This is a genomic window from Bradyrhizobium sp. 87 (assembly GCF_023073015.1).
In the GTDB taxonomy this organism is placed as follows: domain Bacteria; phylum Pseudomonadota; class Alphaproteobacteria; order Rhizobiales; family Xanthobacteraceae; genus Bradyrhizobium; species Bradyrhizobium canariense_D.
Genome location: NZ_JADPIQ010000048.1, coordinates 716,644 through 739,528, shown reverse-complemented (window position 1 = coordinate 739,528; position 22,885 = coordinate 716,644). Strand labels below are relative to the sequence as shown.

Annotated in this window: 24 protein-coding genes and 1 riboswitch; of the genes, 4 read left to right on the top strand and 20 right to left on the bottom strand. The window is 64.4% G+C overall.

Features of this window, described 5'->3' with window-relative positions; all coding sequences use genetic code 11:
- Positions 1 to 69: 69 nt before the first annotated feature.
- The 3 genes from IVB50_RS12995 to IVB50_RS12985 form a co-directional block, all read right to left on the bottom strand.
- The gene (locus IVB50_RS12995) at positions 70 to 1,119 is read right to left on the bottom strand and encodes a hypothetical protein (RefSeq protein WP_204513160.1); all 1,050 of its coding nucleotides are present in this window, start codon (positions 1,117 to 1,119) and stop codon (positions 70 to 72) included.
- Between the two features lie 104 nt (positions 1,120 to 1,223).
- A complete protein-coding gene (locus tag IVB50_RS12990; RefSeq protein WP_018456077.1) occupies positions 1,224 to 1,652 on the bottom strand; it encodes a PAS domain S-box protein in 429 nt (142 codons plus the stop codon).
- A 177-nt stretch (positions 1,653 to 1,829) separates the two neighbouring features.
- A complete protein-coding gene (locus IVB50_RS12985) occupies positions 1,830 to 2,936 on the bottom strand; it encodes a 2'-deoxycytidine 5'-triphosphate deaminase (protein WP_247295970.1) in 1,107 nt (368 codons plus the stop codon).
- A 110-nt stretch (positions 2,937 to 3,046) separates the two neighbouring features.
- A riboswitch (SAM riboswitch) is annotated at positions 3,047 to 3,126 on the top strand.
- 70 nt (positions 3,127 to 3,196) lie between these two features.
- Here IVB50_RS12985 and IVB50_RS12980 point away from each other — a divergent pair.
- Positions 3,197 to 4,393, top strand: coding sequence for an O-succinylhomoserine sulfhydrylase (locus tag IVB50_RS12980; RefSeq protein ID WP_007615678.1), 1,197 nt, complete (start codon positions 3,197 to 3,199; stop codon positions 4,391 to 4,393).
- A 54-nt stretch (positions 4,394 to 4,447) separates the two neighbouring features.
- On the opposite strand, the gene IVB50_RS12975 is transcribed toward IVB50_RS12980, so the two are convergent.
- Genes IVB50_RS12975 through IVB50_RS12965 form a run of 3 tightly spaced genes read right to left on the bottom strand, consistent with a single transcriptional unit; the run spans position 4,448 to position 7,497 of the window.
- On the bottom strand, positions 4,448 to 5,440 hold the full coding sequence (locus IVB50_RS12975) for an SGNH/GDSL hydrolase family protein (RefSeq protein WP_026233081.1): 993 nt from the start codon (positions 5,438 to 5,440) through the stop codon (positions 4,448 to 4,450).
- A gap of 12 nt (positions 5,441 to 5,452) precedes the next feature.
- On the bottom strand, positions 5,453 to 6,232 hold the full coding sequence (locus IVB50_RS12970) for a lipolytic enzyme (protein WP_018456073.1): 780 nt from the start codon (positions 6,230 to 6,232) through the stop codon (positions 5,453 to 5,455).
- Entirely contained in the window at positions 6,232 to 7,497 is a 1,266-nt protein-coding gene (locus IVB50_RS12965; RefSeq protein ID WP_085349686.1) for an OpgC domain-containing protein, read from the bottom strand. The genes IVB50_RS12970 and IVB50_RS12965 overlap by 1 nt, the downstream gene beginning before the upstream one ends.
- Before the next feature lie 204 nt (positions 7,498 to 7,701).
- On the opposite strand from IVB50_RS12965, the gene apaG reads away from it, so the two are divergent.
- The gene (gene apaG / locus IVB50_RS12960) at positions 7,702 to 8,094 is read left to right on the top strand and encodes a Co2+/Mg2+ efflux protein ApaG (protein WP_026233080.1); all 393 of its coding nucleotides are present in this window, start codon (positions 7,702 to 7,704) and stop codon (positions 8,092 to 8,094) included.
- Between the two features lie 61 nt (positions 8,095 to 8,155).
- Here apaG and IVB50_RS12955 read toward each other — a convergent pair whose 3' ends face one another.
- The 3 genes from IVB50_RS12955 to IVB50_RS12945 form a co-directional block, all read right to left on the bottom strand.
- The gene (locus IVB50_RS12955) at positions 8,156 to 9,175 is read right to left on the bottom strand and encodes an Hsp33 family molecular chaperone (protein WP_026233079.1); all 1,020 of its coding nucleotides are present in this window, start codon (positions 9,173 to 9,175) and stop codon (positions 8,156 to 8,158) included.
- 162 nt (positions 9,176 to 9,337) lie between these two features.
- Positions 9,338 to 10,273: an ornithine carbamoyltransferase gene (argF, locus tag IVB50_RS12950; RefSeq protein ID WP_018456070.1), complete on the bottom strand. Its 936-nt coding sequence runs from the start codon at positions 10,271 to 10,273 to the stop codon at positions 9,338 to 9,340.
- Positions 10,273 to 11,475, bottom strand: coding sequence for an aspartate aminotransferase family protein (locus tag IVB50_RS12945; RefSeq protein ID WP_026233078.1), 1,203 nt, complete (start codon positions 11,473 to 11,475; stop codon positions 10,273 to 10,275). The genes argF and IVB50_RS12945 overlap by 1 nt, the downstream gene beginning before the upstream one ends.
- A 455-nt stretch (positions 11,476 to 11,930) precedes the next feature.
- Between IVB50_RS12945 and IVB50_RS12940 the strand changes: the two genes are divergently transcribed.
- The gene (locus tag IVB50_RS12940) at positions 11,931 to 12,443 is read left to right on the top strand and encodes a GcrA family cell cycle regulator (protein WP_007597869.1); all 513 of its coding nucleotides are present in this window, start codon (positions 11,931 to 11,933) and stop codon (positions 12,441 to 12,443) included.
- 238 nt (positions 12,444 to 12,681) lie between these two features.
- On the opposite strand, the gene phoB is transcribed toward IVB50_RS12940, so the two are convergent.
- The 8 genes from phoB to IVB50_RS12900 all read right to left on the bottom strand — a co-directional run bounded on the left by phoB (position 12,682) and on the right by IVB50_RS12900 (position 20,439).
- On the bottom strand, positions 12,682 to 13,389 hold the full coding sequence (gene phoB, locus IVB50_RS12935) for a phosphate regulon transcriptional regulator PhoB (RefSeq protein ID WP_007597871.1): 708 nt from the start codon (positions 13,387 to 13,389) through the stop codon (positions 12,682 to 12,684).
- 22 nt (positions 13,390 to 13,411) lie between these two features.
- Positions 13,412 to 14,128 carry a phosphate signaling complex protein PhoU gene (phoU, locus tag IVB50_RS12930; RefSeq protein ID WP_018456067.1) on the bottom strand — a complete coding sequence of 239 codons (717 nt, stop codon included), beginning with the start codon at positions 14,126 to 14,128 and terminating at the stop codon, positions 13,412 to 13,414.
- A 10-nt stretch (positions 14,129 to 14,138) separates the two neighbouring features.
- A complete protein-coding gene (pstB, locus tag IVB50_RS12925) occupies positions 14,139 to 14,960 on the bottom strand; it encodes a phosphate ABC transporter ATP-binding protein PstB (RefSeq protein ID WP_018456066.1) in 822 nt (273 codons plus the stop codon).
- Positions 14,957 to 15,802 carry a phosphate ABC transporter permease PstA gene (gene pstA, locus IVB50_RS12920; RefSeq protein WP_018456065.1) on the bottom strand — a complete coding sequence of 282 codons (846 nt, stop codon included), beginning with the start codon at positions 15,800 to 15,802 and terminating at the stop codon, positions 14,957 to 14,959. Before pstA ends, pstB begins: the two co-directional genes overlap by 4 nt.
- A gap of 4 nt (positions 15,803 to 15,806) precedes the next feature.
- Positions 15,807 to 16,796, bottom strand: a complete 990-nt coding sequence (gene pstC, locus IVB50_RS12915) for a phosphate ABC transporter permease subunit PstC (protein WP_018456064.1) — start codon at positions 16,794 to 16,796, stop codon at positions 15,807 to 15,809.
- 98 nt (positions 16,797 to 16,894) lie between these two features.
- Positions 16,895 to 17,908, bottom strand: a complete 1,014-nt coding sequence (gene pstS, locus IVB50_RS12910) for a phosphate ABC transporter substrate-binding protein PstS (protein WP_026233076.1) — start codon at positions 17,906 to 17,908, stop codon at positions 16,895 to 16,897.
- A gap of 143 nt (positions 17,909 to 18,051) precedes the next feature.
- Complete coding sequence (locus tag IVB50_RS12905) at positions 18,052 to 19,350, bottom strand: ATP-binding protein (protein ID WP_018456062.1); 1,299 nt, start codon at positions 19,348 to 19,350, stop codon at positions 18,052 to 18,054.
- 33 nt (positions 19,351 to 19,383) lie between these two features.
- On the bottom strand, positions 19,384 to 20,439 hold the full coding sequence (locus IVB50_RS12900) for a lysylphosphatidylglycerol synthase domain-containing protein (protein WP_247295968.1): 1,056 nt from the start codon (positions 20,437 to 20,439) through the stop codon (positions 19,384 to 19,386).
- 332 nt (positions 20,440 to 20,771) lie between these two features.
- Between IVB50_RS12900 and IVB50_RS12895 the strand changes: the two genes are divergently transcribed.
- Positions 20,772 to 20,921 (top strand): hypothetical protein, encoded by a 150-nt coding sequence (locus IVB50_RS12895; RefSeq protein WP_018456059.1) that lies wholly within the window; start codon positions 20,772 to 20,774, stop codon positions 20,919 to 20,921.
- A gap of 27 nt (positions 20,922 to 20,948) precedes the next feature.
- On the opposite strand, the gene IVB50_RS12890 is transcribed toward IVB50_RS12895, so the two are convergent.
- The 3 genes from IVB50_RS12890 to IVB50_RS12880 all read right to left on the bottom strand — a co-directional run bounded on the left by IVB50_RS12890 (position 20,949) and on the right by IVB50_RS12880 (position 22,885).
- Positions 20,949 to 21,881, bottom strand: coding sequence for a haloalkane dehalogenase (locus IVB50_RS12890; protein WP_018456058.1), 933 nt, complete (start codon positions 21,879 to 21,881; stop codon positions 20,949 to 20,951).
- The gene (locus tag IVB50_RS12885; RefSeq protein ID WP_018456057.1) at positions 21,878 to 22,468 is read right to left on the bottom strand and encodes a TetR/AcrR family transcriptional regulator; all 591 of its coding nucleotides are present in this window, start codon (positions 22,466 to 22,468) and stop codon (positions 21,878 to 21,880) included. The genes IVB50_RS12890 and IVB50_RS12885 overlap by 4 nt, the downstream gene beginning before the upstream one ends.
- 120 nt (positions 22,469 to 22,588) lie before the next feature.
- Positions 22,589 to 22,885, bottom strand: a complete 297-nt coding sequence (locus IVB50_RS12880; protein ID WP_018456056.1) for a membrane protein — start codon at positions 22,883 to 22,885, stop codon at positions 22,589 to 22,591.

The window sequence follows — 22,885 nt, the reverse complement described above, 5'->3', positions numbered from 1 at the left end:
CACGACGCGCAGCGATTCCTCCTGCGCTAGGTGCAGGCGTGCCCTGCGGCAGCGCGGTGACGCCGTCGTCTACCCAATCGTCCAGAGCAATGGCGGACGACCGCTCGGTGTCGGGGACAGGTGCACGCCGATGTGCCGGCCGCACCCGGCCGCAAGCCCCTCGAACAACCCCGCCAGCACCTTGGCGCAAGCGGAGTGGTTATCGGCGCCGTCTTCCATCAACCTCCAGCTCTGCTGACGGATTTCGAACGTGCCCTCGGATTGCGTCGTCTCAGCCGCATCGTCCTGCGCGACAAACAGCGCGTTGAGGAACGTCGCGAATTCGCTCGCACCGCCGCGGCCCATCGACAGCGCCGCAGCGACCTCATCGAAATATTGCATCCCGATCAGCTTGCCCGTGAGGTGCAGGAGATAGCCCGCATCCTCCGGACCGAACAGCTGCACCATCACGGGCGCGGCGGTGCGCACATATTCCATCGCATAGTTGCGATAGGCTTTTTCCAGTCTCGGCCTTGGCCAGCTTGCGACCGGCAACGCCGGAGCCGCGGCTGCATCGAACAGCGGGGCTTCGAGGTGCCGCGCGAACACGAGGCGCTGGTCGAGCTCGAGGGGCTGGTCATATTGATAATAGTAGCCTTCGAGCCCGTCCTGGCCGTCGACGCTCTGCTTGGTGCAGACGAACCCCAATCTGGTATCGCCGAGCGCCACGCCGTTGTTGGCGTGCCAGCCGCGCAGCATCGCGCGCGAGACTTCGCCCGGCACGCCGCAGATGGCAGTGCCTTTCCAGATCCAGCGCGGCGGCGGATAGCGGATCCAGGCTTTGCGGTCGCTCTCATACATGTATTCGACGTGCACGCCGCCGATCCAGTTCGAGAGATAGTGATATTGCGCGGCTGCCACGGCGGGCGGCAGATGGCTCAGCCCGAGCTTCTCCAGCCCCGGCAGGAAGCGCTCCTGCTGCTGGCGGCGGAACACGCGAAAGACGAACTCCGCAGCATCTGCCGTGCCGCGACGCGTGACCACGGTGAGGATCAGACCGGTGAAGTAGGCGTGATAGAGATCGGCAACCGCGCGCCAGCGTTTCCATTGAGCTTCCTGCGCGGGGTCTGGTGCGGTCATGTTCGCTCCCGATCGTTGTTCTGATCGAGTGTGTCACTGCATCCGGTGACGGACAAGCTGAGCCGCACGCAGGGAGCCCTGCACGCCGGCGCGCCAATTCCGCATCACGAATTTTGCGCAGGCTTAGTTTGCGAGGCTTTGGCGGCACGCTCGCGCTCGACGCGCTCGGTGACGTCGCGTGCCATCGCCACCGATCCCTGCACCACTCCAGCGGCGTCCCGCACCAGCGCAAAGGTCATCTCGATGTAGAGCTTGCGTCCGTCCTTGTGCAGCGCGCGGGTCAGTGTCGGCTTGCCCGCAAGCTTCATCGCGCCGCTGGCAAGCGCGGCCTCAAAACCTTTCCAGTGCGCGGCGCGCAGATGTTCGGGAATGATCAGGTCGAGATTCTGGCCCAGCGCTTCGTCCGCCGAGAAGCCGAACAGTGCGGACGATGCGCGGTTCCAGCGCATGATCGTGCCGGAGCGATCCGAATAGATCAGCGCGTCGGCGACGTCGTCGAGGATTCTTGCGTCGAGTTCGGATTGATCTGTCATTTCGCCACCTCGGACGTAGCCCGGATTCACTTCCCATCTTGACACAGATTCGGTGTCATCGCCCGACTTGATCGGGCGATCCAGTATTCCAGAGGCGGATGTGATCGAACCAATAGGCTACGGCGTACTGGATGCCCCGGTCAAGCCGAGGCATGACAGCGGAAGGTGAGGCTATCCCTACACCCGGAAATGCTTGCTCAGCTTCAGGCCCTGCGCCTGGTAGTTCGAGCCGATGCGCTGGCCGTACATCGCGTCGGGGCGGGCCAGCATCTTCTCGTAGACGAGGCGGCCGACGATCTGGCCGTGCTCGAGGATGAACGGCACCTCGCGCGAGCGCACTTCGAGCACGGCGCGCGAGCCTAGCCCGCCGGCGCCGGCATAGCCGAAGCCGGGATCGAAGAATCCGGCATAATGCACGCGGAACTCGCCGACCAGCGGATCGAACGGCACCATCTCCGCGGCGTAATCGGGCGGCACCTGCACCGCCTCTTTCGACGCGAGGATATAGAACTCGCCGGGATCGAGGATCAGGCTGCCGTCGGGACGGGCCGAGATCGGCTCCCAGAAGTCCTCGACGGAATAGCCGGCGCGGCGATCGACGTCGATGACGCCGGTGTGGCGCTTGGCGCGGTAGCCGACGAAGCCGCCGCTCTTCTCGCCGGAGAGATCAACAGAGACGGCGACGCCGCCGGTGAGGTCGGCATCGTCGATATCGACGAGACGCTCGGTCGCGTGCAGCGCCTCGAGGTCGTCGATGTTGAGGATGGCATCGCCGGTGCGGAAGCGCACCTGGCTCAGGCGCGAGCCCTCGCTGACCAGCACCGGAAACGTCTTCGGGCTGATCTCGGCATAGAGCGGGCCGTGATAGCCGGCACCGATCATGTCGAAGCGGCGGGTGCCGTCGGCGATCACGCGGGTGAAGACGTCGAGCCGGCCGGTCGAGCTCTTCGGGTTGGCGGCCGCGACGATTTCCGGCGGCAGCGCGAGGCTTTCAAGCAGCGGCACGATGTAGACGCAGTTGGTCTCCAGCACCGCGCCGTCGGCGAGGCTGAACTCGTGCAGCTTCAACTCGTCGATGCGCTCGGCGACCGTGGCGCCGGGACCGGGCAGGAAGCTGGCGCGAACGCGATAGGCGATATCGCCAAGACGCAAATCGAGGCTCGCCGGCTGGATCTGGCTTTCGACGAAGTCGTAAGCGGGCAGGATGAGACCGCCCTCCGCCATCGCCGCGATCATGCGGTCGGGCAGGATACCATTGGCGTCGGCGGCGACCGTGAACGTCAACCCGGGGTCCTCATCAGGGATCAAACACATCCCGACATGCGGGAAATATGAGCGTTTTACGGCTATCCGATGGACGTCTTGACGGAAAGGGCATTGCGGAATATGAGCATGACTTATCCCGTGGTGATTTGAGCCGGCCGGCTTGCAGCCACGTTAAATAAGTCGCTAAACAGGCCGGGGACCTCTGTGATCCCGGCCCGTGGAGATATTCCAGGCCGGTTTTTTTGTGACCATTCTCGATGGTCACTTCAGGAGGTCCTATGTCGAAGTCCCCGGCGCCAACCGCCCACTACCGTCCCGAAACTCGCCTGGTTCATTCCGGCACCTTACGCTCGCAATATGGCGAGACGTCGGAGTCGCTGTTCCTGACCCAGGGCTACGTCTACAACAGCGCTGAGGAGTGCGAGGCGCGGTTCAAGGGCGAGGACCCCGGCTTCATCTATTCACGCTACTCCAATCCGACCATCTCGATGTTCGAGCGCCGCATGATCGAGCTCGAAGGCGCCGAAGCGGCACGTTCGGCCGCGACCGGCATGGCCGCGGTGACGACCGCGATCCTGGCGCCGCTCAAGGCCGGCGATCACGTCGTGGCCTCGCGCGCGCTGTTCGGCTCGTGTCTCTACGTCGTGCAGGATTTACTGCCGCGCTACGGCATCGAGACCACGCTGGTCGACGGCCTCGATCTCGACCAGTGGCAGCGCGCCATGAAGCCGAACACCAAGACGTTCTTCCTGGAGAGCCCGACCAATCCGACGCTCGACGTGCTCGACATTCCCGGCATTGCCGAGATCGCGCATAGTGGCGGCGCGCGGCTCGTCGTCGACAACGTGTTCGCCACCCCGATCTGGCAGAGCCCGCTCGCGCTCGGCGCCGACGTCGTGGTCTATTCCGCGACCAAGCACATCGACGGCCAGGGCCGCTGTCTCGGCGGCATCATCCTGTCCTCGGAAGCGTTCATCGCCGAGCACATCCACAATTTCATGCGCCAGACCGGCCCGTCGATCTCGCCGTTCAACGCCTGGGTCCTGCTCAAGGGGCTGGAGACGCTCGCCGTGCGCGTGCGCGCGCAGACCGAGACGGCGGCGCGCATCGCGGACGTGCTGGCGAGCCATCCGAAGATTTCGCGGCTGGTGTTTCCCGGCCGCGCCGATCATCCGCAGGCTGCATTGGTGAAGAAGCAGATGCGCGGCGGCTCGACGCTGGTCGGCCTCGAGGTCAAGGGCGGCAAGCAGGCGGCGTTCCGCGTGCTCAACGAGCTCAAGCTCGCCAAGATCTCGAACAATCTCGGCGACGCCAAGAGCCTCGTCACCCATCCCGCGACCACGACGCATCAGCGTTTGAAGCCGGAGGACCGCGCCGCGCTCGGCATCAGCGAAGGATTCATCCGCTTCTCGGCAGGCCTCGAGCACGCGGACGATCTGATCGAGGATCTGACCGCGGCGCTGGAGAAGGCGTGAGTTATTGTCGTCCCGGCCTAGTGCGCAATTGCGCATGGGGGCCGGGACGACAAGTCACATTGGCCGGTACGTCCGCACGTCCGCGGGCACGTTCACGCCGAGCTTGATCTGGCCGACGGAGCGAATGATGTCGTCGCCGAGGAGCTGGGCGAAGCAGGCATAGCCCCAATCGTTCATGTGCAGTCCGTCGGCGATCACGAAACTCTCGACCGGAAGCGATTGCTTCTCGTGCCAGTCGCGCATCACCTCGAAGCGCGGGAAGATGCCGACGTGACGGAGCTCGGCGACCTTGCCGAGCAGCTTCACCATCTTGCCGGCGCTCTCGGCGCGCTGGTTGACGGCGGGCGAATATTGCGGATCGACCAGCACGATGTCGGTGCCGCCGGTGGCCTGGATGCGAGCGATGCCGTCCTCGACCAGTTTGGCGGTCTCGCCAGGATCGAGATTGCGCAGCACGGCATTGGTGCCGACCTGCCAGATCACCAGATCCGGATGCACGTCGATCACCTCTTTCTGGAGACGCTTCATCATCTCGGGCGCATCCTCGCCGCCGACGCCGGCATTGACGACGGTGATGTCGGCGGTCGGATAGTGCCGGTGCAGCTGCGCGGCAAGGCGATTGGGATAGTTGAACTCCGGCGAGCTCGCGCCGAATCCCGCGGTCGACGACGAGCCGAACGCGACGATGACGACGGGCTGGCCGGCGACGAGCTTGCCCGCGACATGCGGCAGCGAGCCCATCGCCTTCGAGCCGCCCTTCGGCGACAGGCAGGGCACGCGGCTAAAGATGTCGCCGGCGGATTTCGCGACCTGCTTCACCTTGTCGATGGCGCGCGCCGTGATGCCGCGCTGGTCGGGGGACGTCGCTGCGACGGTGGTCTGGGACGGTGAAGCGGGAGCCGGATCAGCCGACTGCTGCGGGGCCGGTGTTGCCTGCGCGGCCTGCGTCTGCGCGTGGGACTGCGAGGCCGGACTCAGCAACAGCAGCACCGCTGCTGCGGGCACAGCCAGCCATGCCGTCAGGCAAAAAGGGCGGAGAGAACTCATTAACGCTAGACCTCAATTTTGCTGCTGGGCCGGCTCCAGATGGGCAGCGTCGATCAGGAACTGTGCCAACGCCCGGCCAAGGCAATCATGGACCTGCTTCGCCAACTCGGGCCCGCGCGACGGGCTGAATAGGTCGAACTGGCCCTGATCATTCCACTGCCGCATGATCGCGAACCGATCGAACAGCGGAATATCGTGCTCCTGCGCCACCACCCGCATATTGTCGAGGTATGGCGGCACCGAGATCATGGTTTCGGTACGCGGACTGTACTGCAAATTCATCAAGACGACGTCAGCCCCTGCCTTTTGCAACGCAACAACCCCTTCGGTCACCGCGCCACGAAAATCATCGGGATCGATGGCTCGGATAGCATCGACAGTCCCGGTCTGCCAGATGACCAAAGTAGGCGTTTTTGCTTCCATCAGCTTAACGAAGCTGGCAGCCGCCTCCTCGGCCGTTTTCTTGCTCTGTATTTCTACGGAGACGTGCACAGTCTCGGACGGCGGCAGCTTGTCCTTCAGGATGGCCTGCATCCGCGCCGGATAAGAGGCGTCCTCGGAAGCCGGAATCGTGGTCGAGCGACTGCCGATGACCAGGATTTCGAGCGGCTTGCCGGCCTTCACGGCATCGGCGACCTTGGGAAGCTGGCTTTCGCTGGTGAGCAGATAGGACGGCACTTCACAGGCTGCGGGCGCGGCTGAAGCAGCCGGCGCAGCATCGTCCGCGCGCGCCGGAGGCGCGGCGAGACCACCGCACAGCAGGATCAGGCTCAGGAAAACCTTCGCCTTCATCAGCCCCCTCCCGCCATATCGGCGCTGCCGACGGCGCTTTTGGTTTTCGAACCGCTCTTGTCAGCCACCCGCTTGTACCACGAAATCAGCCAGGCCATGGCCCACATGATCAGGATTCCGGAGAGACTTATTAGCGCATGCATGACCGGGCCGCCCGAGACTTCGGCCAGGATGAAATGGCCGGCAAAGGCGAGGAAGACGCCGAGACAGAATATCTCCAGGGAATGCGAGCCGCACAGGATCAGCGGCCGCAGCCAGGGCGATTTCAGGCCCGGCCAGTCCCGGGGCAGGACGCGCACGGTGAGCGCGGCCAGCGCCAGGAAATGCGTGAAGCGCAGCACGTCAAGGTCGGCCTTGTCGATCGGATACATCCACTGCTCGAGCCGCTTCGGCATGAAGTGGGAGAGCTGCGGCACATACCAGGTCAGCGTCACGTAGAATGCCGCAACCAGATAGGCGATCGCGATCCACATCGTCACCCGCGAAGCCAGAATGTGCGACATGCGTCGCGCACCCCCGAGCGCGCACCATGCCCCGAACACGAACAGCAATTGCCAGGCGAAGGGATTGAAGGCCCAGAAGCCGTTCGGATAGGCCGACAGATAGAGGTCGTATTCCCAGGTCACCGCGTAGAGCGCGACCGAGAGGCCGAGCGTCACGTCGGGGCGCCACTTCATCAGCCACAGGATCAAGGGCAGCGCCAGCATCAGCACGATGTAGAGCGGCAGCACGTCCATGTTGACCGGACGGAAGCGCAGCAGCAGCGCCTGCACGATCGTGACGTCGGGCTGCTTGAGGAAATCCATGATGCCCATCTCTTCGGTGTAGAGCGGGTTCTCGAACCTGGTCGCGACGTAGGAGATTTCGGCAAGGAAGATCGTGAACAGGAAGACGTGGGCGACATAGATCTGCCAGACGCGCCGCAGGATGCGCGCGGTGGCGACGACGATGCCGGACTCCAGCATCGCCCGACCGTAGACGAAGGCGGCGGTATAGCCGGAGATGAAGATGAAGATCTCGGTGGCGTCGCTGAAGCCGTAATTGCGGATCGTGAACCAGGTCAGAAGGCTCGGCGGCAAATGGTCGATGAAGATCAGCCACAGCGCAAGGCCGCGGAATAGGTCCAGCCGGAGCTCGCGCTCGCCGATGGCTGGCAGCGAAATGGCCGGCGCGGCCGCGCGCCGCTTCGCTCCCGCGGACTTGACCTCCACAGGTTTAGCGGTTCCCGCGATCGTCGATCCCGTCACTTGGTCGGCAATGGTCATCGGGGGCCTAAAAACCCTTCCGCAAATCGCGACGTGGCAAGGAGTGTACCGGTCCGGCCGTCATCTCGCAAAGCGACCGGATCACAAGCAAGTACATTTGCAAGCCCATTTGGACGTGTACTTCCCTGCGAATTCTGGCGGGACGATGTCGCCAAGGCGTCTCCGGCGTTTGGTTCCCGGGCGGTTTTCGGTATGATGGCAATCATGTACCGCGCCGTGACCCGCCAGATCGAAGTGACCGTCGAGCCGAACTTTGTTCCGGAGCAGTCGTCGGCTGACCGCTCCCGTTATTTCTGGGCCTATACCGTCGTCATCACCAATTCCGGCGACGAGACCGTGCAGCTCAAGACGCGGCACTGGATCATCACCGACGCCACGGGCCGGCAGCAGGAGGTGAAGGGCGAGGGCGTCGTCGGCGAGCAGCCGACGCTCGCGCCCGGCGAACGCTTCGAATACACCTCCGGCGTCCCGCTCACGACCGCCTCGGGCTTCATGACCGGCCGCTACCAGATGGTCAGCGCGACTGGCGAGCGCTTCGAAATTGACGTGCCGACGTTCTCGCTGGACAGCCCGGACAACAAGCGGGTGTTGAACTAGGGCAGGAGATGGTGGGCGCGCTCCGCTTTGGCCGACCCTATCGCACCTGCAGGCTAACGCCTTACGCGTCTTCCACGCCTGCTTCATCCGGCGTGAACTCGTACACCGAGCTGCAGAACTCGCAGGTCACGACGACCTTGTCGTCCTTGACCATCGCGGCACGGTCGTCAGACGAAAAGCTCTTTAGCATCGATGCCACCGCATCGCGCGAGCAGGAGCATTGCGCCTTCAAGGGCAGCGGATTGAACACGCGCACGCCGCGCTCGTGGAACAGGCGGTAGAGCAGCCGCTCCCCGGACAGCTCCGGATCGATCAGCTCAACGTCTTCGACGGTCTCGATCAGCGAGCGTGCCTCGACCCAGGCATCGTCTTCAGCGACGGCGTGCACTTCGACGCCTTCGGGCGCATCGCCGGGATGCAGATCGGCCTGCCGCGCACGCTCGGGCGCCTTCGGCAGGAACTGCATCAGCATGCCGCCAGCACGCCAGCGATGCTTGCCGCCGTCGTTCGAACGCCATTCCTCGCCGACAGCGAGACGCACGCGTGTCGGGATCTGCTCGGAGCGCAGGAAATATTCGTGAGCGGCGTCTTCGAGGCTGCCGCCGTCGAGCGCGACCAGGCCCTGGTAGCGGCTCATGTCGGGGCCTTGGTCGATGGTCATGGCGAGATGGCCGTGGCCCAGCAGCGCGCCGGAATGCGTGCCAGTATCTTTGGCCTCGCCGAGTCGCGCGGCGTCGTAGCGCGCATAGGCGCGCAGGCGATCCGGCGCCTGATAGTCCACGACCAGGAACGACACCGGACCGTCGGTCTGGGCCTGGAGAATGAAGCGGCCCTCGAACTTCAGCGAGGAGCCAAGCAGCGTGGTCAGCACGATGGCCTCGCCGAGCAGCTTGCCGACCGGCGCGGGATAATCGTGCTTGGTCAGGATTTCGTCGAGCGCCGGACCAAGCCGCACCAGCCGACCGCGCACATCGAGCGCGTCGACCTCGTAAGGCAGCACGGCGTCATCGATCGGAACCGCGGATGGCGCGCGAACCGGGCCTTCAGGCCCGGTTTTCATATCAGGGGATTGGGAAACCATGGCGCTTTATCTGGGGTCGGAAGGCGGAATTGGAAGGGGTGAGGGCTGCATCCAGAATGCAGCACGGATCGTACGCAAGCACGGCAAATTCGGTGTCGTCCTGGCGAAGGCCAGGACGACGATGAAGACCTACTTCGCCGGCACGGCGGATACCGGCCCGGATTACTTCACCGCGTCGAAGCACCAGGCCAGAATGCCCTTTTGCGCGTGCAGGCGGTTTTCGGCCTCGTCGAACACGACGGATTGTGGACCGTCGATCACCTCGTCGGTGACCTCCTCGCCGCGATGGGCGGGCAGGCAGTGCATGAATAGCGCATCCGGCTTGGCAAGCGACATCAGCTGCGCATTGACCTGATAGGGCTTGAGCACGTTGTGGCGGTGCTTGCCTTCCTTGTCGCCCATCGACACCCAGGTGTCGGTCACGACACAATCGGCGCCGCGCACGGCGGCTTCGGCATCCGTGCCGAGCATGATCGGCGCGCCGGTCGCCTTGATGAAGTCGCGCATCGCCTTTTTCGGCGCGAGTTCCGGAGGCGTCGCGACATTGAGCTGGAACTTGAAGCGCTCGGCGGCGTGCGCCCAGGAGGCGAGCACGTTGTTGTCGTCGCCGGTCCAGGCCACGGTCTTGCCCTCGATCGGGCCGCGATGTTCCTCGTAGGTCATGAGGTCCGCCATCACCTGGCAGGGATGCGAGCGGCGCGTCAGGCCGTTGATGACGGGCACGGTGGCGTTCGCTGCAAGCTCCAGCAGGGCATCGTGATTGAGGATGCGGATCATGATGGCGTCGACATAGCGCGACAGCACGCGCGCGGTGTCGGCGATGGTCTCGCCGCGGCCGAGCTGCATTTCGGCGCCGGTGAGCATGATGGGCTCGCCGCCGAGCTGGCGCATGGCGACGTCGAAAGACACCCGCGTCCGCGTCGAGGGGCGCTCGAAGATCATCGCCAGGGTCTTGCCTTCGAGCGGCCTGACCGGCTGATGCGCCTTCTGCTTCGCCTTCATCGCGGAGGACGCAGCGAGCATGCGCTTGAGCTCCGACAGCGGCAGCTCGTTGATATCGAGGAAGTGCTTCGGTGTTTTATCGGGCGACTTGCTCATCAGCTTGCCGCCCGCTTGTTGCCGGACAACGCGGTGCAGGCGCGCTCGAGCCGCCCGACGCTGTCCTCGATCTCGGCTTCGGTGACGATCAAAGGCGGCAGGAAACGCACGACATTGTCGCCGGCACCGACGGTGAGCAGCTTTTGGTCGCGCAAGGCTGCAACGAGATCGCCGGAGGGCACCACGGCCTTGATGCCGATCAGGAGGCCCTCGCCGCGCACTTCGCTGACGACATCGCCGTGACGGTCGATCACGGAGGCGAGCTTCTGCTTGAGCAGCAGCGACATCCTCTGCACGTGGTCGAAGAAGCCGGGCTTGAGCATGACGTCGAGCACGGCGTTCGCAGCCGCGATCGCGAGCGGATTGCCCCCGAAGGTCGAGCCGTGCGAGCCCGGCGTCATGCCGGACGCCGCTTCGGCGGTCGCAAGGCAGGCGCCGATCGGGAAGCCGCCGCCGAGCGCCTTGGCCAGCGACATCACGTCGGGTTCGACGCCAAGGCGGCGGTACGCGAACAGATCGCCGGTGCGGCCCATGCCGGTCTGCACCTCGTCGAAGGCGAGCAACAGACCCTTCTCGTCGCAGAGCTGGCGCAACGCCCTCAGGAAGGCGGGCGTTGCCGAACGCACACCGCCCTCGCCCTGGATCGGCTCGATCAGGATGCCGGCGGTCTGCGGACCGATTGCCTTTTTCACGGCATCGAGATCGCCATGCGCAACCTGGTCGAAGCCCTCCATCGGAGGGCCGAAACCTTCGAGATATTTTGCCGATCCCGTTGCGGCCAGCGTCGCCAGCGTGCGGCCATGGAAGGCGCCTTCGAAGGTGATCATGCGATAGCGGTCGGGATGACCCTTTGCGGCGTGATAACGGCGCACGACCTTGATCACGCATTCCAGCGCTTCGGCGCCGGAATTGCAGAAGAACACGAAATCCGCGAAACTTTCATTGCACAGGCGCGCGGCGAGCTTTTCGCCGTCCGGGCTCTGGAACAGATTCGACATGTGCCAGAGCTTGGTGGCCTGCTCCTGCAACGCCGCGACCAGCGCCGGATGGGCATGGCCGAGCGCATTCACCGCCACCCCGGAGGTGAAATCGAGATAGCGCTCGCCATTGGTCGCGATCAGCCAGCAGCCTTCGCCACGCTCGAAACCAAGGTCGGACCTGGCGAAAACGGGGAGCAAATGCGGCGCTGCGCTGTTAGTCATGATGGTCACTTGAATGTTGCGGACGGAGTGAGCGTGCATTGCGCAACGCACCATCGACCGGCCCGGAAAACGAAACGTGCCGCCTCTTGAGGGCGGCACGTGCGACTATCTTAGGCCTGGTGAAACGGGTGTCAATGCCGCCCGGAAAGCCTCGCGAAACGCTGAATCCGTAGTCTTGCGGTGCCGATTTTGCGGGATTTGGCCACGGAACATGTGGAAGCGAGTCGGCGGACTCTTGCGCGGGAGTCACGCCATATTGTAGCGTTTGGATTGTCAGATACGACATCTCGTGCAGTGGTTCTGATCTTTAAGTCCTTATGTACCGGCGTAAACGTTCGGGCGTTCAAGACGCGCCCGGCGAGCCTTAAGGGATTCTGGCGGCACGGGTTTTTGAAGGCTTAGGCATTCGCTGCGAGGCCCCAGGATGGCTGGCGCGCAGCGAGGGAAAGGGTGCAATGACGGTTTTGACCTGGTCCGATGATCGCGTCGAGCAGCTGAAAAAGCTCTGGGAGGCCGGACTTTCGGCCAGCCAGATCGCGGCGGAGCTCGGCAATGTGACCCGCAATGCCGTGATCGGCAAAGTGCACAGGCTCGGCCTTTCGGGCCGCGCCAAGAGCCCATCATCGGCAGCGCCGCGGCCGCGCAAGGCGCGCCCCGCGCAGCACATGATGCGGGTGAGCCGCCCGATCTCGCGCGGCAACACCGCGCTGGCGCAGGCCTTCGAGGTCGAGGCTGAGCCGGATCCGGTCACCTACGACAACGTGGTGCCGATGAGCCAGCGGCTGTCGCTGCTGGAATTGAACGAGGCGACCTGCCACTGGCCGGTCGGCGATCCCTCGAGCCCGGACTTCTTCTTCTGCGGTGGAAGGGCGCTGTCCGGACTGCCCTATTGCGCCCAGCACTCGCGCGTTGCGTACCAGCCCGCGTCGGATCGGCGCCGCGCACCGGTAAAGCCGGGTCCCCGTTAGTCGTCACGCGAAGACAGTTCAACAATTTCAGTGTCGTCCCGGCCTAGTGCGCAATTGCGCACGGGGGGCCGGGACCCATACTCCGAGCACGCAATAATCGTGCGGAAGGGGTCACTCCGAGTCTTCGCCAAACCACGTTCGGTGGTTATGGGTCCCGGATCAGCGCTCGCTTCGCTCGCTTGTCCGGGACGACGGCTGAGAATGCAGGGACAGCTCGCCAACAAACAAGCCTGCAACCCTACACCTGCTCCGCCTTCGCGAAGCGATCATCCAGCGCGTAGCCGGCGCCGCGGACGGTGCGGATCGGGTCCTGCTCGCGGCCGAGATTGAGCAGCTTGCGCAGGCGGCCGATATGCACGTCGACGGTGCGCTCGTCGATATAGATGTCGCGGCCCCAGACGCTGTCGAGCAGCTGCTCGCGCGAGAACACCCGTCCCGGATGCTCCAGGAAGAACTCCAGCAGGCGATATTCGGTCGGACCGAGATCGATCGGCCGGCCCGAGCGCGCCACGCGGCGCTTGTCACGGTCGAGCTCGATGTCGCCAAAAGCAAGGACGGTGGCGAGGCGCTCCGGGCTCGCGCGCCGCAGCAGGCCTTTCACGCGCGCCAGCAGCTCCGGCACCGAGAACGGCTTGACGATGTAATCGTCGGCGCCGGTCGCAAGACCCCGCACCCGCTCGCTCTCCTCGCCGCGCGCGGTGAGCATGATGATCGGGAGCTGCTTGGTCTCGGGACGGGTGCGAAGCCGCCGGCACAATTCGATGCCTGACAGGCCCGGCAGCATCCAGTCGAGCACGATCAGATCGGGGATGTGCTCCTTGAGGCGGGTGTCGGCGTCGTCGCCGCGCATCACCGTCTCGACGTCATAGCCGTCGCCTTCGAGGTTGTAGCGGAGAAGCTCGGTCAGGGCTTCCTCGTCCTCAACCACCATAATGCGTGCGCCCATCGGGTCGTCGCTCCTTAAGTCTTCAGGTGTTCGGTACCGTGTTGGCAAAGGTCGTCATGTCGCCCTTCGGCCGCTTGTCGGTGATCGCCTGGCCCTCGATCATGTAGAACACGGTCTCGGCGATATTGGTGGCGTGGTCGCCGATCCGCTCGATGTTCTTGGCGCAGAACATCAGATGGATGCAGAACGAGATATTGCGCGGATCCTCCATCATGTAGGTGAGGAGTTCGCGGAACAGCGAGGTGCAGATGGCGTCGACTTCCTCGTCGCCCTTCCACACCGCCATCGCCGCCGGCAAATCATGCGCGGCATAGGCGTCCAGCACCGACTTGACCTGCTGCTGCACGAGGTCGGTCATGTGCTCGAGGCCGCGGAACAGCTTGAGCGGATGGAAGTCCGTCTCCAGCGCCGCGACGCGCTTGCCCATGTTCTTGGCGAGGTCGCCGATGCGCTCGAGATCGGTCGCGACGCGCATGGCGCCGACGATCTCGCGCAGATCGACCGCCATCGGCTGGCGGCGGGCGATGGTGAGCACCGCACGCTCCTCGATGCGCTTCTGCAGCGCGTCGAGCTCGGTGTCGATGGCGACGACGCGCTGGCCGAGCGGGACGTCGCGGCGGATCAGCGCGTCGACGGACTCGACGATCATGCGCTCGGCGATGCCGCCCATCTCGGCGACCAGGCGAGTGAGTTCCTGGAGGTCGGTGTCGAAAGCCTTTGCGGTATGTTCAGAACCCATGTCGCGTCTCCTAGCCGAACCGGCCGGTGATGTAATCCTGCGTGCGCCGATCTGACGGCGACGTGAAGATCTTGCTGGTGTCGTCGAACTCTATCAGCTCGCCGAGATACATGAAGGCGGTCTTGTCGGAGACGCGCGCCGCCTGTTGCATGTTGTGGGTGACGATAGCGATCGTGTAATCCTCGGACAGCTCCTGGATCAGCTCCTCGACCTTGGCGGTCGAGATCGGGTCGAGCGCCGAACAGGGTTCGTCGAACAGGATCACCTCGGGCCGCACCGCGACGGTGCGGGCGATGCAGAGGCGCTGCTGCTGGCCGCCGGAGAGCGACAGGCCGGAGGCGTTGAGCTTGTCCTTGACCTCGTTCCACAGCGCGCCGCCGCGCAGCGCCTTCTCGACGCGGCCGTCCATCTCGGACTTCGAGATCTTCTCATAGAGACGGATGCCGAACGCGATGTTCTCGTAGATCGTCATCGGGAACGGCGTCGGCTTCTGGAACACCATGCCGACGCGGGCGCGCAGCAAATTGAGGTCCAGCCTGGGGTCGAGAATGTTGGTCTGATCGAGCATGAGCTGACCGGTGGCGCGCTGGCCGGGATAGAGGTCGTACATCCGGTTGAAGATGCGCAGCAGGGTCGACTTGCCGCAGCCCGACGGACCGATGAACGCCGTAACGCGGTTGGCGCCGAGCGTCAGGTTGATGTTCTTCAGCGCATGGTGCTCGCCGTAATAGAAGTCCAGGTTACGCACGGTCACCTTGGGGGGCGCCTCGGGCAGCACCGCCGCGTGCGGCAGTCCACCGGACGCGCTCATCGACACGGAAAGATCACTCATTTTGCGGTCCTCTCGGCGCCAAGGATGCGCGCGAAAATATTAAGGGCAAGAACGGTCAGGGTGATGAGCAGCGCCCCGCTCCAGGCCAACTGCTTCCAATAGGCATAGGGGCTCTGCACGAAGTTGTTGATGGTCACAGGCAGGTTCGCCATCGTCTTGTTCAGGCCGAGGCTGAAGAACTGGTTCGATAGCGCGGTGAACAGCAGCGGCGCGGTTTCACCGGCGACGCGAGCGGTCGCGAGCAGCACGCCGGTGATGAGACCCGATCGGGCAGCACGATAAGCGATCCGCTTGATCACCAGCGAACGCGGCAGGCCGAGCGCCGAGGCCGCCTCGCGCAACGCGTTCGGCACCAGCAGCAGCATGTCCTCGGTCGTGCGCAGCACCACCGGGATCACGATGACCGCGAGGGCGAGCGAGCCTGCGATCGCCGAGAAGCCGCGCATCGGCACCACCACGGCGCCGTAGATGAACAGGCCGATGATGATCGAGGGCGCCGAGAGCAGGATGTCGTTGATGAAGCGGATCACCGAGGTCAGCCGGTCATTGCGGCCGTATTCGGCGAGATAGGTGCCGGCGAACATACCGAGCGGCGCGCCGATGCCGACGCCGATCACGGTCATGATCAGCGAGCCGACGATGGCGTTGAGCAGACCGCCCTCGTTCGATCCCGGTGGCGGCGTGTTCTCGGTGAACAGCTGGACATTGAGTCCCGCCAGCCCGTTGTAGAGCAGCGTGATCAGGATCAGCGCGAGCCAGGTGACGCCGAAGGCGGTTGCGGCGATGCAGAGCCCGCGGACGACGATGTCCTTGCGGCGTCGGCGTGAATAGATCGGATTCATGGCGCTAATTCCCCGCCTTCTTTTCCAGCCGCATCAGCATCAGCCGCGCCGCTGCGAGCACGAAGAAGGTCAGAACGAACAGCAGGAGGCCGAGCAGGATCAGGCCGGATTGGTGCAGGCCGTCGCTCTCGGCGAACTCGGATGCGATCGCCGCCGAGATCGTGGTGCCCGGCGCAAAGATCGATGACGAGATCCGGAACGAGTTGCCGATGATGAAGGTCACCGCCATGGTCTCGCCGAGCGCGCGGCCCAGCGCCAGCATGATGCCGCCGATGACGCCGACCCGGGTGTAGGGGATCACCACGCTGCGGACGACTTCCCATGTGGTGCAGCCGACGCCGTAGGCGGCTTCCTTCAGGACCGGAGGCACCGTCTTGAACACGTCGACCGAGATCGAGGTGATGAAGGGCAGCACCATGATGGCAAGGATCAGCGCGGCATTGAACAGGCTGAGATAGGACGGGGGACCTGCGAAGATCGCGCCCAGCACGGGAACGCCGTCGAAGATCTTGATCATGAAGGGCTGGAACGTGTTGGCCAGGAACGGACCCAACACGAAGAAGCCCCACATGCCGTAGATGATCGAGGGAATACCGGCGAGCAGCTCGATTGCCATGCCGATCGGGCGGCGCAGCCATTGCGGGCAGAGCTCGGTGAGGAAGATCGCAATGCCGAGACCCACGGGAATGGCGATCAGCATCGCGATGAAGGAGGTGACGAGCGTGCCGTACATCGGCCCGAGCGCGCCGAGCACCGGCGGATCTGCGGAGGGCGCCCAGCGCTGCGTCCACAGGAAGGAGACGCCGTATTCTTTCATCGCCGGGAAAGCGCCGACGATCAGCGAAATGATGATGCCGCCGAGGATCAGAAGCACCGAGATCGCGGAGAGCCGCGTAATCCAGTAGAAGGTAACGTCGCCGAGCTTGAACGCGCTCAAGGCCTTGGCGCGGTCATACGGTCCGGCGTCGTCGATTACATCGCTCTGAACGGCCATCTCTGCCACGCCGATCCCCTGTACCAAATAGTATACGTTTTTTGTTGGTCCGTGCCCCGGATGCAGCGCAGCGCATCCGGGGCACGAGCGTCGCGAACCTAGCTCTTGATGTCGGCAGCCCAGGTCTTCTCGATCAGCTGAACGACCGGATCCGGCATCGGGATGTAGTCGAGCTCTTCAGCCGCCTTGCCGCCGCTCTTGAAGGCCCAGCGGAAGAACTTGATGGCTTCCTGCGAGGCCGCCTTGTCGGTGGCGTCCTTGTGCATGAGGATGAAGGTCGCCGCCGTGATCGGCCAGGATTTCTCGCCGGGCTGGTCGGTCAGGATGACGTAGTAGCCGGGAGCCTTGGCCCAGTCGGCGTTGGAGGCGGCCGCCTGGAAGGCTTCGACGGTGGGCTGCACAGGCTTGCCGGCCTTGTTGATGAGACCGGTGTAGGTCAGCTTGTTCTGCTTGGCATAGGCGTACTCGACATAGCCAATCGAGTTCTTGGTCTGGCTGATGTTGCCGGACACGCCTTCATTGCCCTTGGCGCCGACGCCGACCGGCCACTCGACCGCGGTACCCTCACCGACCTTGCTCTTCCAATCCGCGCTGGCCTTGGCGAGGTAGTTGGTGAAGTTGAAGGTGGTGCCCGAACCGTCCGAACGGCGGACCACGGTGATGGCCTCCGAGGGCAGCTTCACGTTCGGGTTGAGCTTCTTGATCGCGGCGTCGTCCCATTTGGTGATCTTGCCGAGATAGATGCTGGCCAGCGTCTCGCCGTCGAACACCAGTTCACCGGGCTTCACGCCCTCGATGTTGACGACGGGCACGATGGCACCCATCACCATCGGCCACTGGACGAGGCCGTCCTTCTCGAGCTGCTCGGCCTTGAGCGGCGCATCGCTGGCGCCGAAGGTCACGGTCTTGGCCTGGATCTGCTTAATGCCGCCGCCGGAGCCGATCGACTGGTAGTTCAGACCGTTGCCGGTCTCCTTCTTGTAGGCGTCGGCCCATTTGGAATAGATCGGGAACGGGAACGTCGCGCCGGCTCCGGTGATGTCGGCAGCAAAGGCCGCCGTCGTCGATGCGGCGACAATGCCAGCAGCGACGAGTGTTTTGAGGAAATTCATGCTGGTCTCCATACAGGGGAGCGAAGCGCCATCCGCGCCCGATCGCGCTCCCCGTGCCGCCCCTTTAGGAGCGGACAGCTGAGCTTTTACGAAGGTTTGGTGACAGTCGGATGACAGTGTTAAGCAGCTGAAATCGCTGGAATTTAGCTCAGAGCCGCAGGCTTGCCCTGGGGAAAACAGGCGGTGAAAGTGGCGCCCTGTTTGGGCACGCTTTCGATCAAAAGCCGGCCGCGATGACGGTTAAGAATATGTTTCACCAGCGACAATCCCAGGCCGGTGCCGCCCTGCGAGCGGCTGTCGCCGACATCGACCCGGTAGAAGCGCTCGGTCAGCCGCGGCAGGTGCTCCGGCGCGATGCCGGGGCCGAAATCCCGGACCAGCACCCGGATTTCCTGAGTTCCATCAGGGGCCGCGCCTGATATCAGCGACACGATAATGCGTCCACCGGAGGCGCCGTATTTGAGCGCGTTCTCGATCAAATTCTCGAACAGGCGGAGCAACTCCTCGCGGTCCCCCGCGATCAGCACCGGGGTCTCGGGCAGCTGGGTCTCGACCTCGACCTGGCGTTCCCGCGCCAGCGGCTCGAGCCCATCGGCGACCTGCAAGATGATCGGCAGCAGGTCGACCAGGGTGTCGGGCCGCACATGGGCCGACAGCTCCACCCGCGACAGCGACAAGAGATCGTCGATCAGGCGCGCCATCCGGGTGGCTTGGTTGTGCATGATGCCGAGGAAGCGCTCGCGCGCCTTGGGATCGTCCTTGGCCTGGCCCTGGAGCGTGTCGATGAAGCCGGACAGCGCGGCCAGCGGCGTGCGCAGCTCGTGGCTGGCATTGGCGACGAAATCGGCCCGCATTTCCTCGACCCGGCGCAGCGGCGTCTGGTCGTGAAAGGTCATCAGCATGCATTTGTCGGCGCCGCCAAAGGTGGTCGGCACCGGCACCGGCGTGATGGTCAGCTCCATCCAGCGATCGACCGGGACATGGTCGAGATAGGTCGCGCGCCGCGGCTCGGTGGTCGCGATCGACTCGCGCAGCGCCGTGATGATCTCGGGCGAGCGCAGCGCGAACTGGGCGAGCTCATTCCGGCGCAGTGCCGGCGCGAGCTGGGCGGCTGCGGCGTTGAGATGGATGACGCGGCCGGCGCGGTCGAGCAGCACCGCGGGATCGGGCATGCCGGCGACCACTGCGGCGACCGCCGCGCTCTCGACCGGGTTGACGCGGCGGGTCTCTTCGCGCGAGGCGGCGGTATCGTGCAGGCGCCACGGGATCAGCGCTGCGGCCGCGATGCAGAGGAACACCGCAATCGCATGCAGCGCCGATAATTCCCCCAGCGAGACCACCACGGATAGCGCGAGCGCCGCGGCGATCAGGATGACGGTCGAGTGCCGCAGCCGGTCGGACCAGGGCGGGGAGGAGGGAGAAGTTGGGGCGTCGATCGCCATCGGGGCGGGCTTCTCCAAAAGGCCTTGCGCCGGTCAGGCGCCGCTGTCGCTGCGCTTTCTCACGTAAGCGGCTTCAGGCGCGGGGCCGGGGTCGAGCTTGAGCGCAGCCTGCTGCAGGCGCTTCGATCGTGCGCCGATGATAACTTCGCGAAACGTCAGCAAGATTACAGATATGACAAAAGGGGACAGATAATAGAGGACGCGGAACAGCAGCATCCCGCCCAGCAGCTCCTCGCGGTCCATCTGCCAGAGCCCGACCAGCATCGCCGCGTCGAACACGCCAAGGCCTCCGGGCGAATGGCTGGCAAAGCCGAGCAGCGTGGCCGAGACGAAGATCACCGCGACCACCACGAAACCGAGATTGGGCTCGTCAGGGACCAGCACGTACATCGCGAGCGCGCAGAAGCCGAGATCGATGATGCCGATCGCGATCTGGAGCAGCGTCAGCGGGCCGCCCGGCAGCATCACGGTCCAGGGCCCGCGGCCGACCATGCGCGGCTGGGTCCAGACCCAGACCACGTAAGCGACCAGTCCGACGATGATCATCATCGCCAGCATCCGGTTCAGCCAGGGCGGAAGCATGTCGATCGAGGCCGCGGCTTCCGGATGATAGGAGATGCCGAGGCCCAGCACCGCGGCATTGCCGAGCCAGAAGGTCAGGCCGGCGAGGAAGCAGATCTTTGCGACGTCGATCGCGTTCAGGCCATAGGCGGAATAGATGCGGTAGCGCACCGCGCCGCCGGTGAAGACGCTGGCGCCGACATTGTGGCCGATCGAATAGCTGGTGAAGGCAGCGAGCGCGTTAATCCGATAGGGCACGTGGGGATGGCCGATCGCGCGCACGGCGAACAGGTCGTAGAAGGTCAGCGTGAAATAGCCCGCAGCGACGAACAGCGCCGCCATCGCGATCTGGCTCGGCTCGGTGCTCTTGATCGCTTCGAGGACTTCGTTGACATCGATGCCGCGCAGCATGTGGTAGAGCACATAGCAAGCGATGCCGATGACCGCGACGCTGATCACAACTCCAAGCTTATGCAGGATTTGCTTCTGGCGCAGAAACGACATCGCCCCGCGTATGGCTTCCAGCATCTAAACCTCGAACAACGCTTCAGCGGCCAGGGTGGCCGGCGAACAGGCGGACGACACGCAGGCACCCGACGAATCCTCGCCGGCGGCTCCGGCATCGCGCATGCCCCCTGCCCCTCCACTAGCGCGTTTTGGGGCGGAGTGGAATTCGACAATTCGAACAAAAAGTCGTGGCTTCAAGGTTTTAGGCAGGTTGCGGGCTCCTGATGCACGGTTTGGCGCTTTCGGCGGCAAGCCTGACGCGAATCTCCATGGCCATCCTGGCGCAGACGCCATGAAGTTTTGATGATTTCGGCCGTACAATGTTCCGTCACGGCTTAAGTCGAAATCAATCTATGGGCGGGATTTCGCTGTTGAAAGAGGGTCGCGCCGCGCGCGGCCGCTGCGGCGCGCACGATTACGTGGCCGACGGCTCGCGCTCGATCATCCGGTTGCACTGCGACATCACAGACGTCATTGCGGCCGCCCGCCAGCGGCCGCGATGAGCACGTCGTTCGGAGGTAGCGTTCTGCTCAGGCCGCAAGCTGCGGGCGCACTGCCTCGATGCCCGCGATCCAGCCGGCGACGGAGCGCCCGATCGCCTCGGGGTGATCCTCCTGGAGGAAATGCAGGCCGGCGCCGAGACGAACCAGCGCGCAGTGCTTCAGGGAGGCTGCAAACCGTTCGGCAAATTCCGGTGAGACCAGAGCTCCGGGCTCGCCGGTGAACAGGAGCTTTGGATAGAACGACGCGGCCAGCGCTGCATGCGCGGACTGCAGAGCCTGATAAACGTCAGCGGGCTCGCCTGCGATCGGCAGTTCGCGCGGAAGTGCAAGAACGGGCCGGCGGCTCTCTGGTGTTGGAAACGGCGCGCGATAGGGCGCCATCTCGTCATCGCTGAGCTTGCGGACCATGCCGCCGGGTAGCACGCGCTCGACGAAGGCATTCGCCTCGAGGATCATCGCCTCGCCCTCGCCCGGCGTCCTGAATTTACGGAAGGCCGCCCGCGCCGCCTCGGCATGCTCCTGCTCTGCGGCAACCTCGGTGTCGTGGAAGTCCTGCCAGGTCGGCATCGGACGAATGAATTCCATGAAGGCAAGGCCGCGCACGAAATCCGGCCGGCGCGCCGCAAGATGAAATGCGAGCGCCGTGCCCCAATCCTGCGCGACCAGATAGGCCGACGTAATGCCGCGCTGTTCGATGAAGGCATCGAGATAGCGGACGTGGTCGAAGAAGCGATAGGCGATGTTGGGCTTGCCGGACTGACCGAAGCCGATGTTGTCGGGCGCGAGGCAATGCGCGACCGGTGACACCAGGGGCATGATGTTGCGCCAGATGTGCGAGGACGTCGGATTGCCGTGCAGGAAGAGCGCGACCGGCGCGTTCTGCGCGCCTGCCTCACGATAGGCCATGCCGCTTCCGAGGACGGACGCTTTGCGAAGCTTGATGTCGATCTGCTTGGTCATGTCAGCTCCTTGAACACGGTTTGGAATGCGATGCTCTTGAAACGTTCGAGCGCTTTGGGATTGCGGTCGACCTTCATGCGCAGGATCGCGCCCTGCCAGGACGCGAGCAGGAAGTCTGCGAGCTCCTCGGGCTCGAAATCGGATGCGATCTCGCCGCTGGTTTGGGCATCCCTGATGCAGGCGGCGAACGGCATGCGCCATTCAGCAAAGATGGCCGCAAGGCGCGCGCGCAGCATCTCGCTGCTGCCGGTCGCCTCCAGACTGAGATCGCCGATCAGACAGCCGCGGCCGTAGCCGTCCGCTTCGAGCCGGCCAATGATGATGTCCAGGTAGCGCTTCAGCCGAGCCCGCGGGGTCAGCGAGGTGTCGTCGAGCGCCTCGGCGACCAGCCCCCTTGTGATCTCGAAGTAGCGGTCGAGCACCTCGGAGGCGAACGCTTCCTTGGAGCGGAAATGATTGGTGAAGGACCCCTGCGGCGCGCCCGCAGCAGTGGTGACGTCGCGCACGCTGGTGCCGTGATAGCCGGTCCGAAACATGACCTTCAGGCCGGCGTCGAGAATGGCGTCTTTGAGCGAGGGCTTGGGCATGGCGTTATAATACGTACGTACGTATTATTGTCAAGCGCGCTTTGTCGCCCTGGAAATCTGATGGCAGCGCAAGTTGATGAGCGCGATAGCGGGCGCGCGTTTGCCTCTCAGCTCAGCCGCTCAGGCCGGTGGCATGCTGCGCGCGACCACACGGTCGCGCAGCCAGGCGCCGATGCCGCCGCCGACGAGGTAGCAGGCGAACATGACCAGGCCGAGGTCGAGCCAGTAGCCGAAGCGACCGGGGACCACATGCGCGAACGAGGCCGCGACCAGGCCGGCAACAAGCACGGCGAGCCAGCGCGCGGTCACCTTCGAGGTGCCGTTGCCGCGTTGGACCACCGAGATCCAGCCCATGCAGAAGCCGAGCAGCAGCGAGCCGATCAGCCAGCCCAGATGGAACGAGACGAGATAGGGCAT

Bases quoted from the DNA above. Each gene is read 5' to 3' on its own strand.
- IVB50_RS12995 (WP_204513160.1), bottom strand. From the start codon at position 1,119: ATGACCGCACCAGACCCCGCGCAGGAAGCTCAATGGAAACGCTGGCGC.
- IVB50_RS12990 (WP_018456077.1), bottom strand. From the start codon at position 1,652: ATGACAGATCAATCCGAACTCGACGCAAGAATCCTCGACGACGTCGCC.
- IVB50_RS12980 (WP_007615678.1), top strand. From the start codon at position 3,197: ATGTCGAAGTCCCCGGCGCCAACCGCCCACTACCGTCCCGAAACTCGC.
- IVB50_RS12975 (WP_026233081.1), bottom strand. From the start codon at position 5,440: ATGAGTTCTCTCCGCCCTTTTTGCCTGACGGCATGGCTGGCTGTGCCC.
- IVB50_RS12970 (WP_018456073.1), bottom strand. From the start codon at position 6,232: ATGAAGGCGAAGGTTTTCCTGAGCCTGATCCTGCTGTGCGGTGGTCTC.
- IVB50_RS12965 (WP_085349686.1), bottom strand. From the start codon at position 7,497: ATGACCATTGCCGACCAAGTGACGGGATCGACGATCGCGGGAACCGCT.
- apaG (WP_026233080.1), top strand. From the start codon at position 7,702: ATGTACCGCGCCGTGACCCGCCAGATCGAAGTGACCGTCGAGCCGAAC.
- IVB50_RS12955 (WP_026233079.1), bottom strand. From the start codon at position 9,175: ATGGTTTCCCAATCCCCTGATATGAAAACCGGGCCTGAAGGCCCGGTT.
- argF (WP_018456070.1), bottom strand. From the start codon at position 10,273: ATGAGCAAGTCGCCCGATAAAACACCGAAGCACTTCCTCGATATCAAC.
- IVB50_RS12945 (WP_026233078.1), bottom strand. From the start codon at position 11,475: ATGACTAACAGCGCAGCGCCGCATTTGCTCCCCGTTTTCGCCAGGTCC.
- IVB50_RS12940 (WP_007597869.1), top strand. From the start codon at position 11,931: ATGACGGTTTTGACCTGGTCCGATGATCGCGTCGAGCAGCTGAAAAAG.
- phoB (WP_007597871.1), bottom strand. From the start codon at position 13,389: ATGGGCGCACGCATTATGGTGGTTGAGGACGAGGAAGCCCTGACCGAG.
- phoU (WP_018456067.1), bottom strand. From the start codon at position 14,128: ATGGGTTCTGAACATACCGCAAAGGCTTTCGACACCGACCTCCAGGAA.
- pstB (WP_018456066.1), bottom strand. From the start codon at position 14,960: ATGAGTGATCTTTCCGTGTCGATGAGCGCGTCCGGTGGACTGCCGCAC.
- pstA (WP_018456065.1), bottom strand. From the start codon at position 15,802: ATGAATCCGATCTATTCACGCCGACGCCGCAAGGACATCGTCGTCCGC.
- pstC (WP_018456064.1), bottom strand. From the start codon at position 16,796: ATGGCCGTTCAGAGCGATGTAATCGACGACGCCGGACCGTATGACCGC.
- pstS (WP_026233076.1), bottom strand. From the start codon at position 17,908: ATGAATTTCCTCAAAACACTCGTCGCTGCTGGCATTGTCGCCGCATCG.
- IVB50_RS12905 (WP_018456062.1), bottom strand. From the start codon at position 19,350: ATGGCGATCGACGCCCCAACTTCTCCCTCCTCCCCGCCCTGGTCCGAC.
- IVB50_RS12900 (WP_247295968.1), bottom strand. From the start codon at position 20,439: ATGCTGGAAGCCATACGCGGGGCGATGTCGTTTCTGCGCCAGAAGCAA.
- IVB50_RS12895 (WP_018456059.1), top strand. From the start codon at position 20,772: ATGGGCGGGATTTCGCTGTTGAAAGAGGGTCGCGCCGCGCGCGGCCGC.
- IVB50_RS12890 (WP_018456058.1), bottom strand. From the start codon at position 21,881: ATGACCAAGCAGATCGACATCAAGCTTCGCAAAGCGTCCGTCCTCGGA.
- IVB50_RS12885 (WP_018456057.1), bottom strand. From the start codon at position 22,468: ATGCCCAAGCCCTCGCTCAAAGACGCCATTCTCGACGCCGGCCTGAAG.
- IVB50_RS12880 (WP_018456056.1), bottom strand. From the start codon at position 22,885: ATGCCCTATCTCGTCTCGTTCCATCTGGGCTGGCTGATCGGCTCGCTG.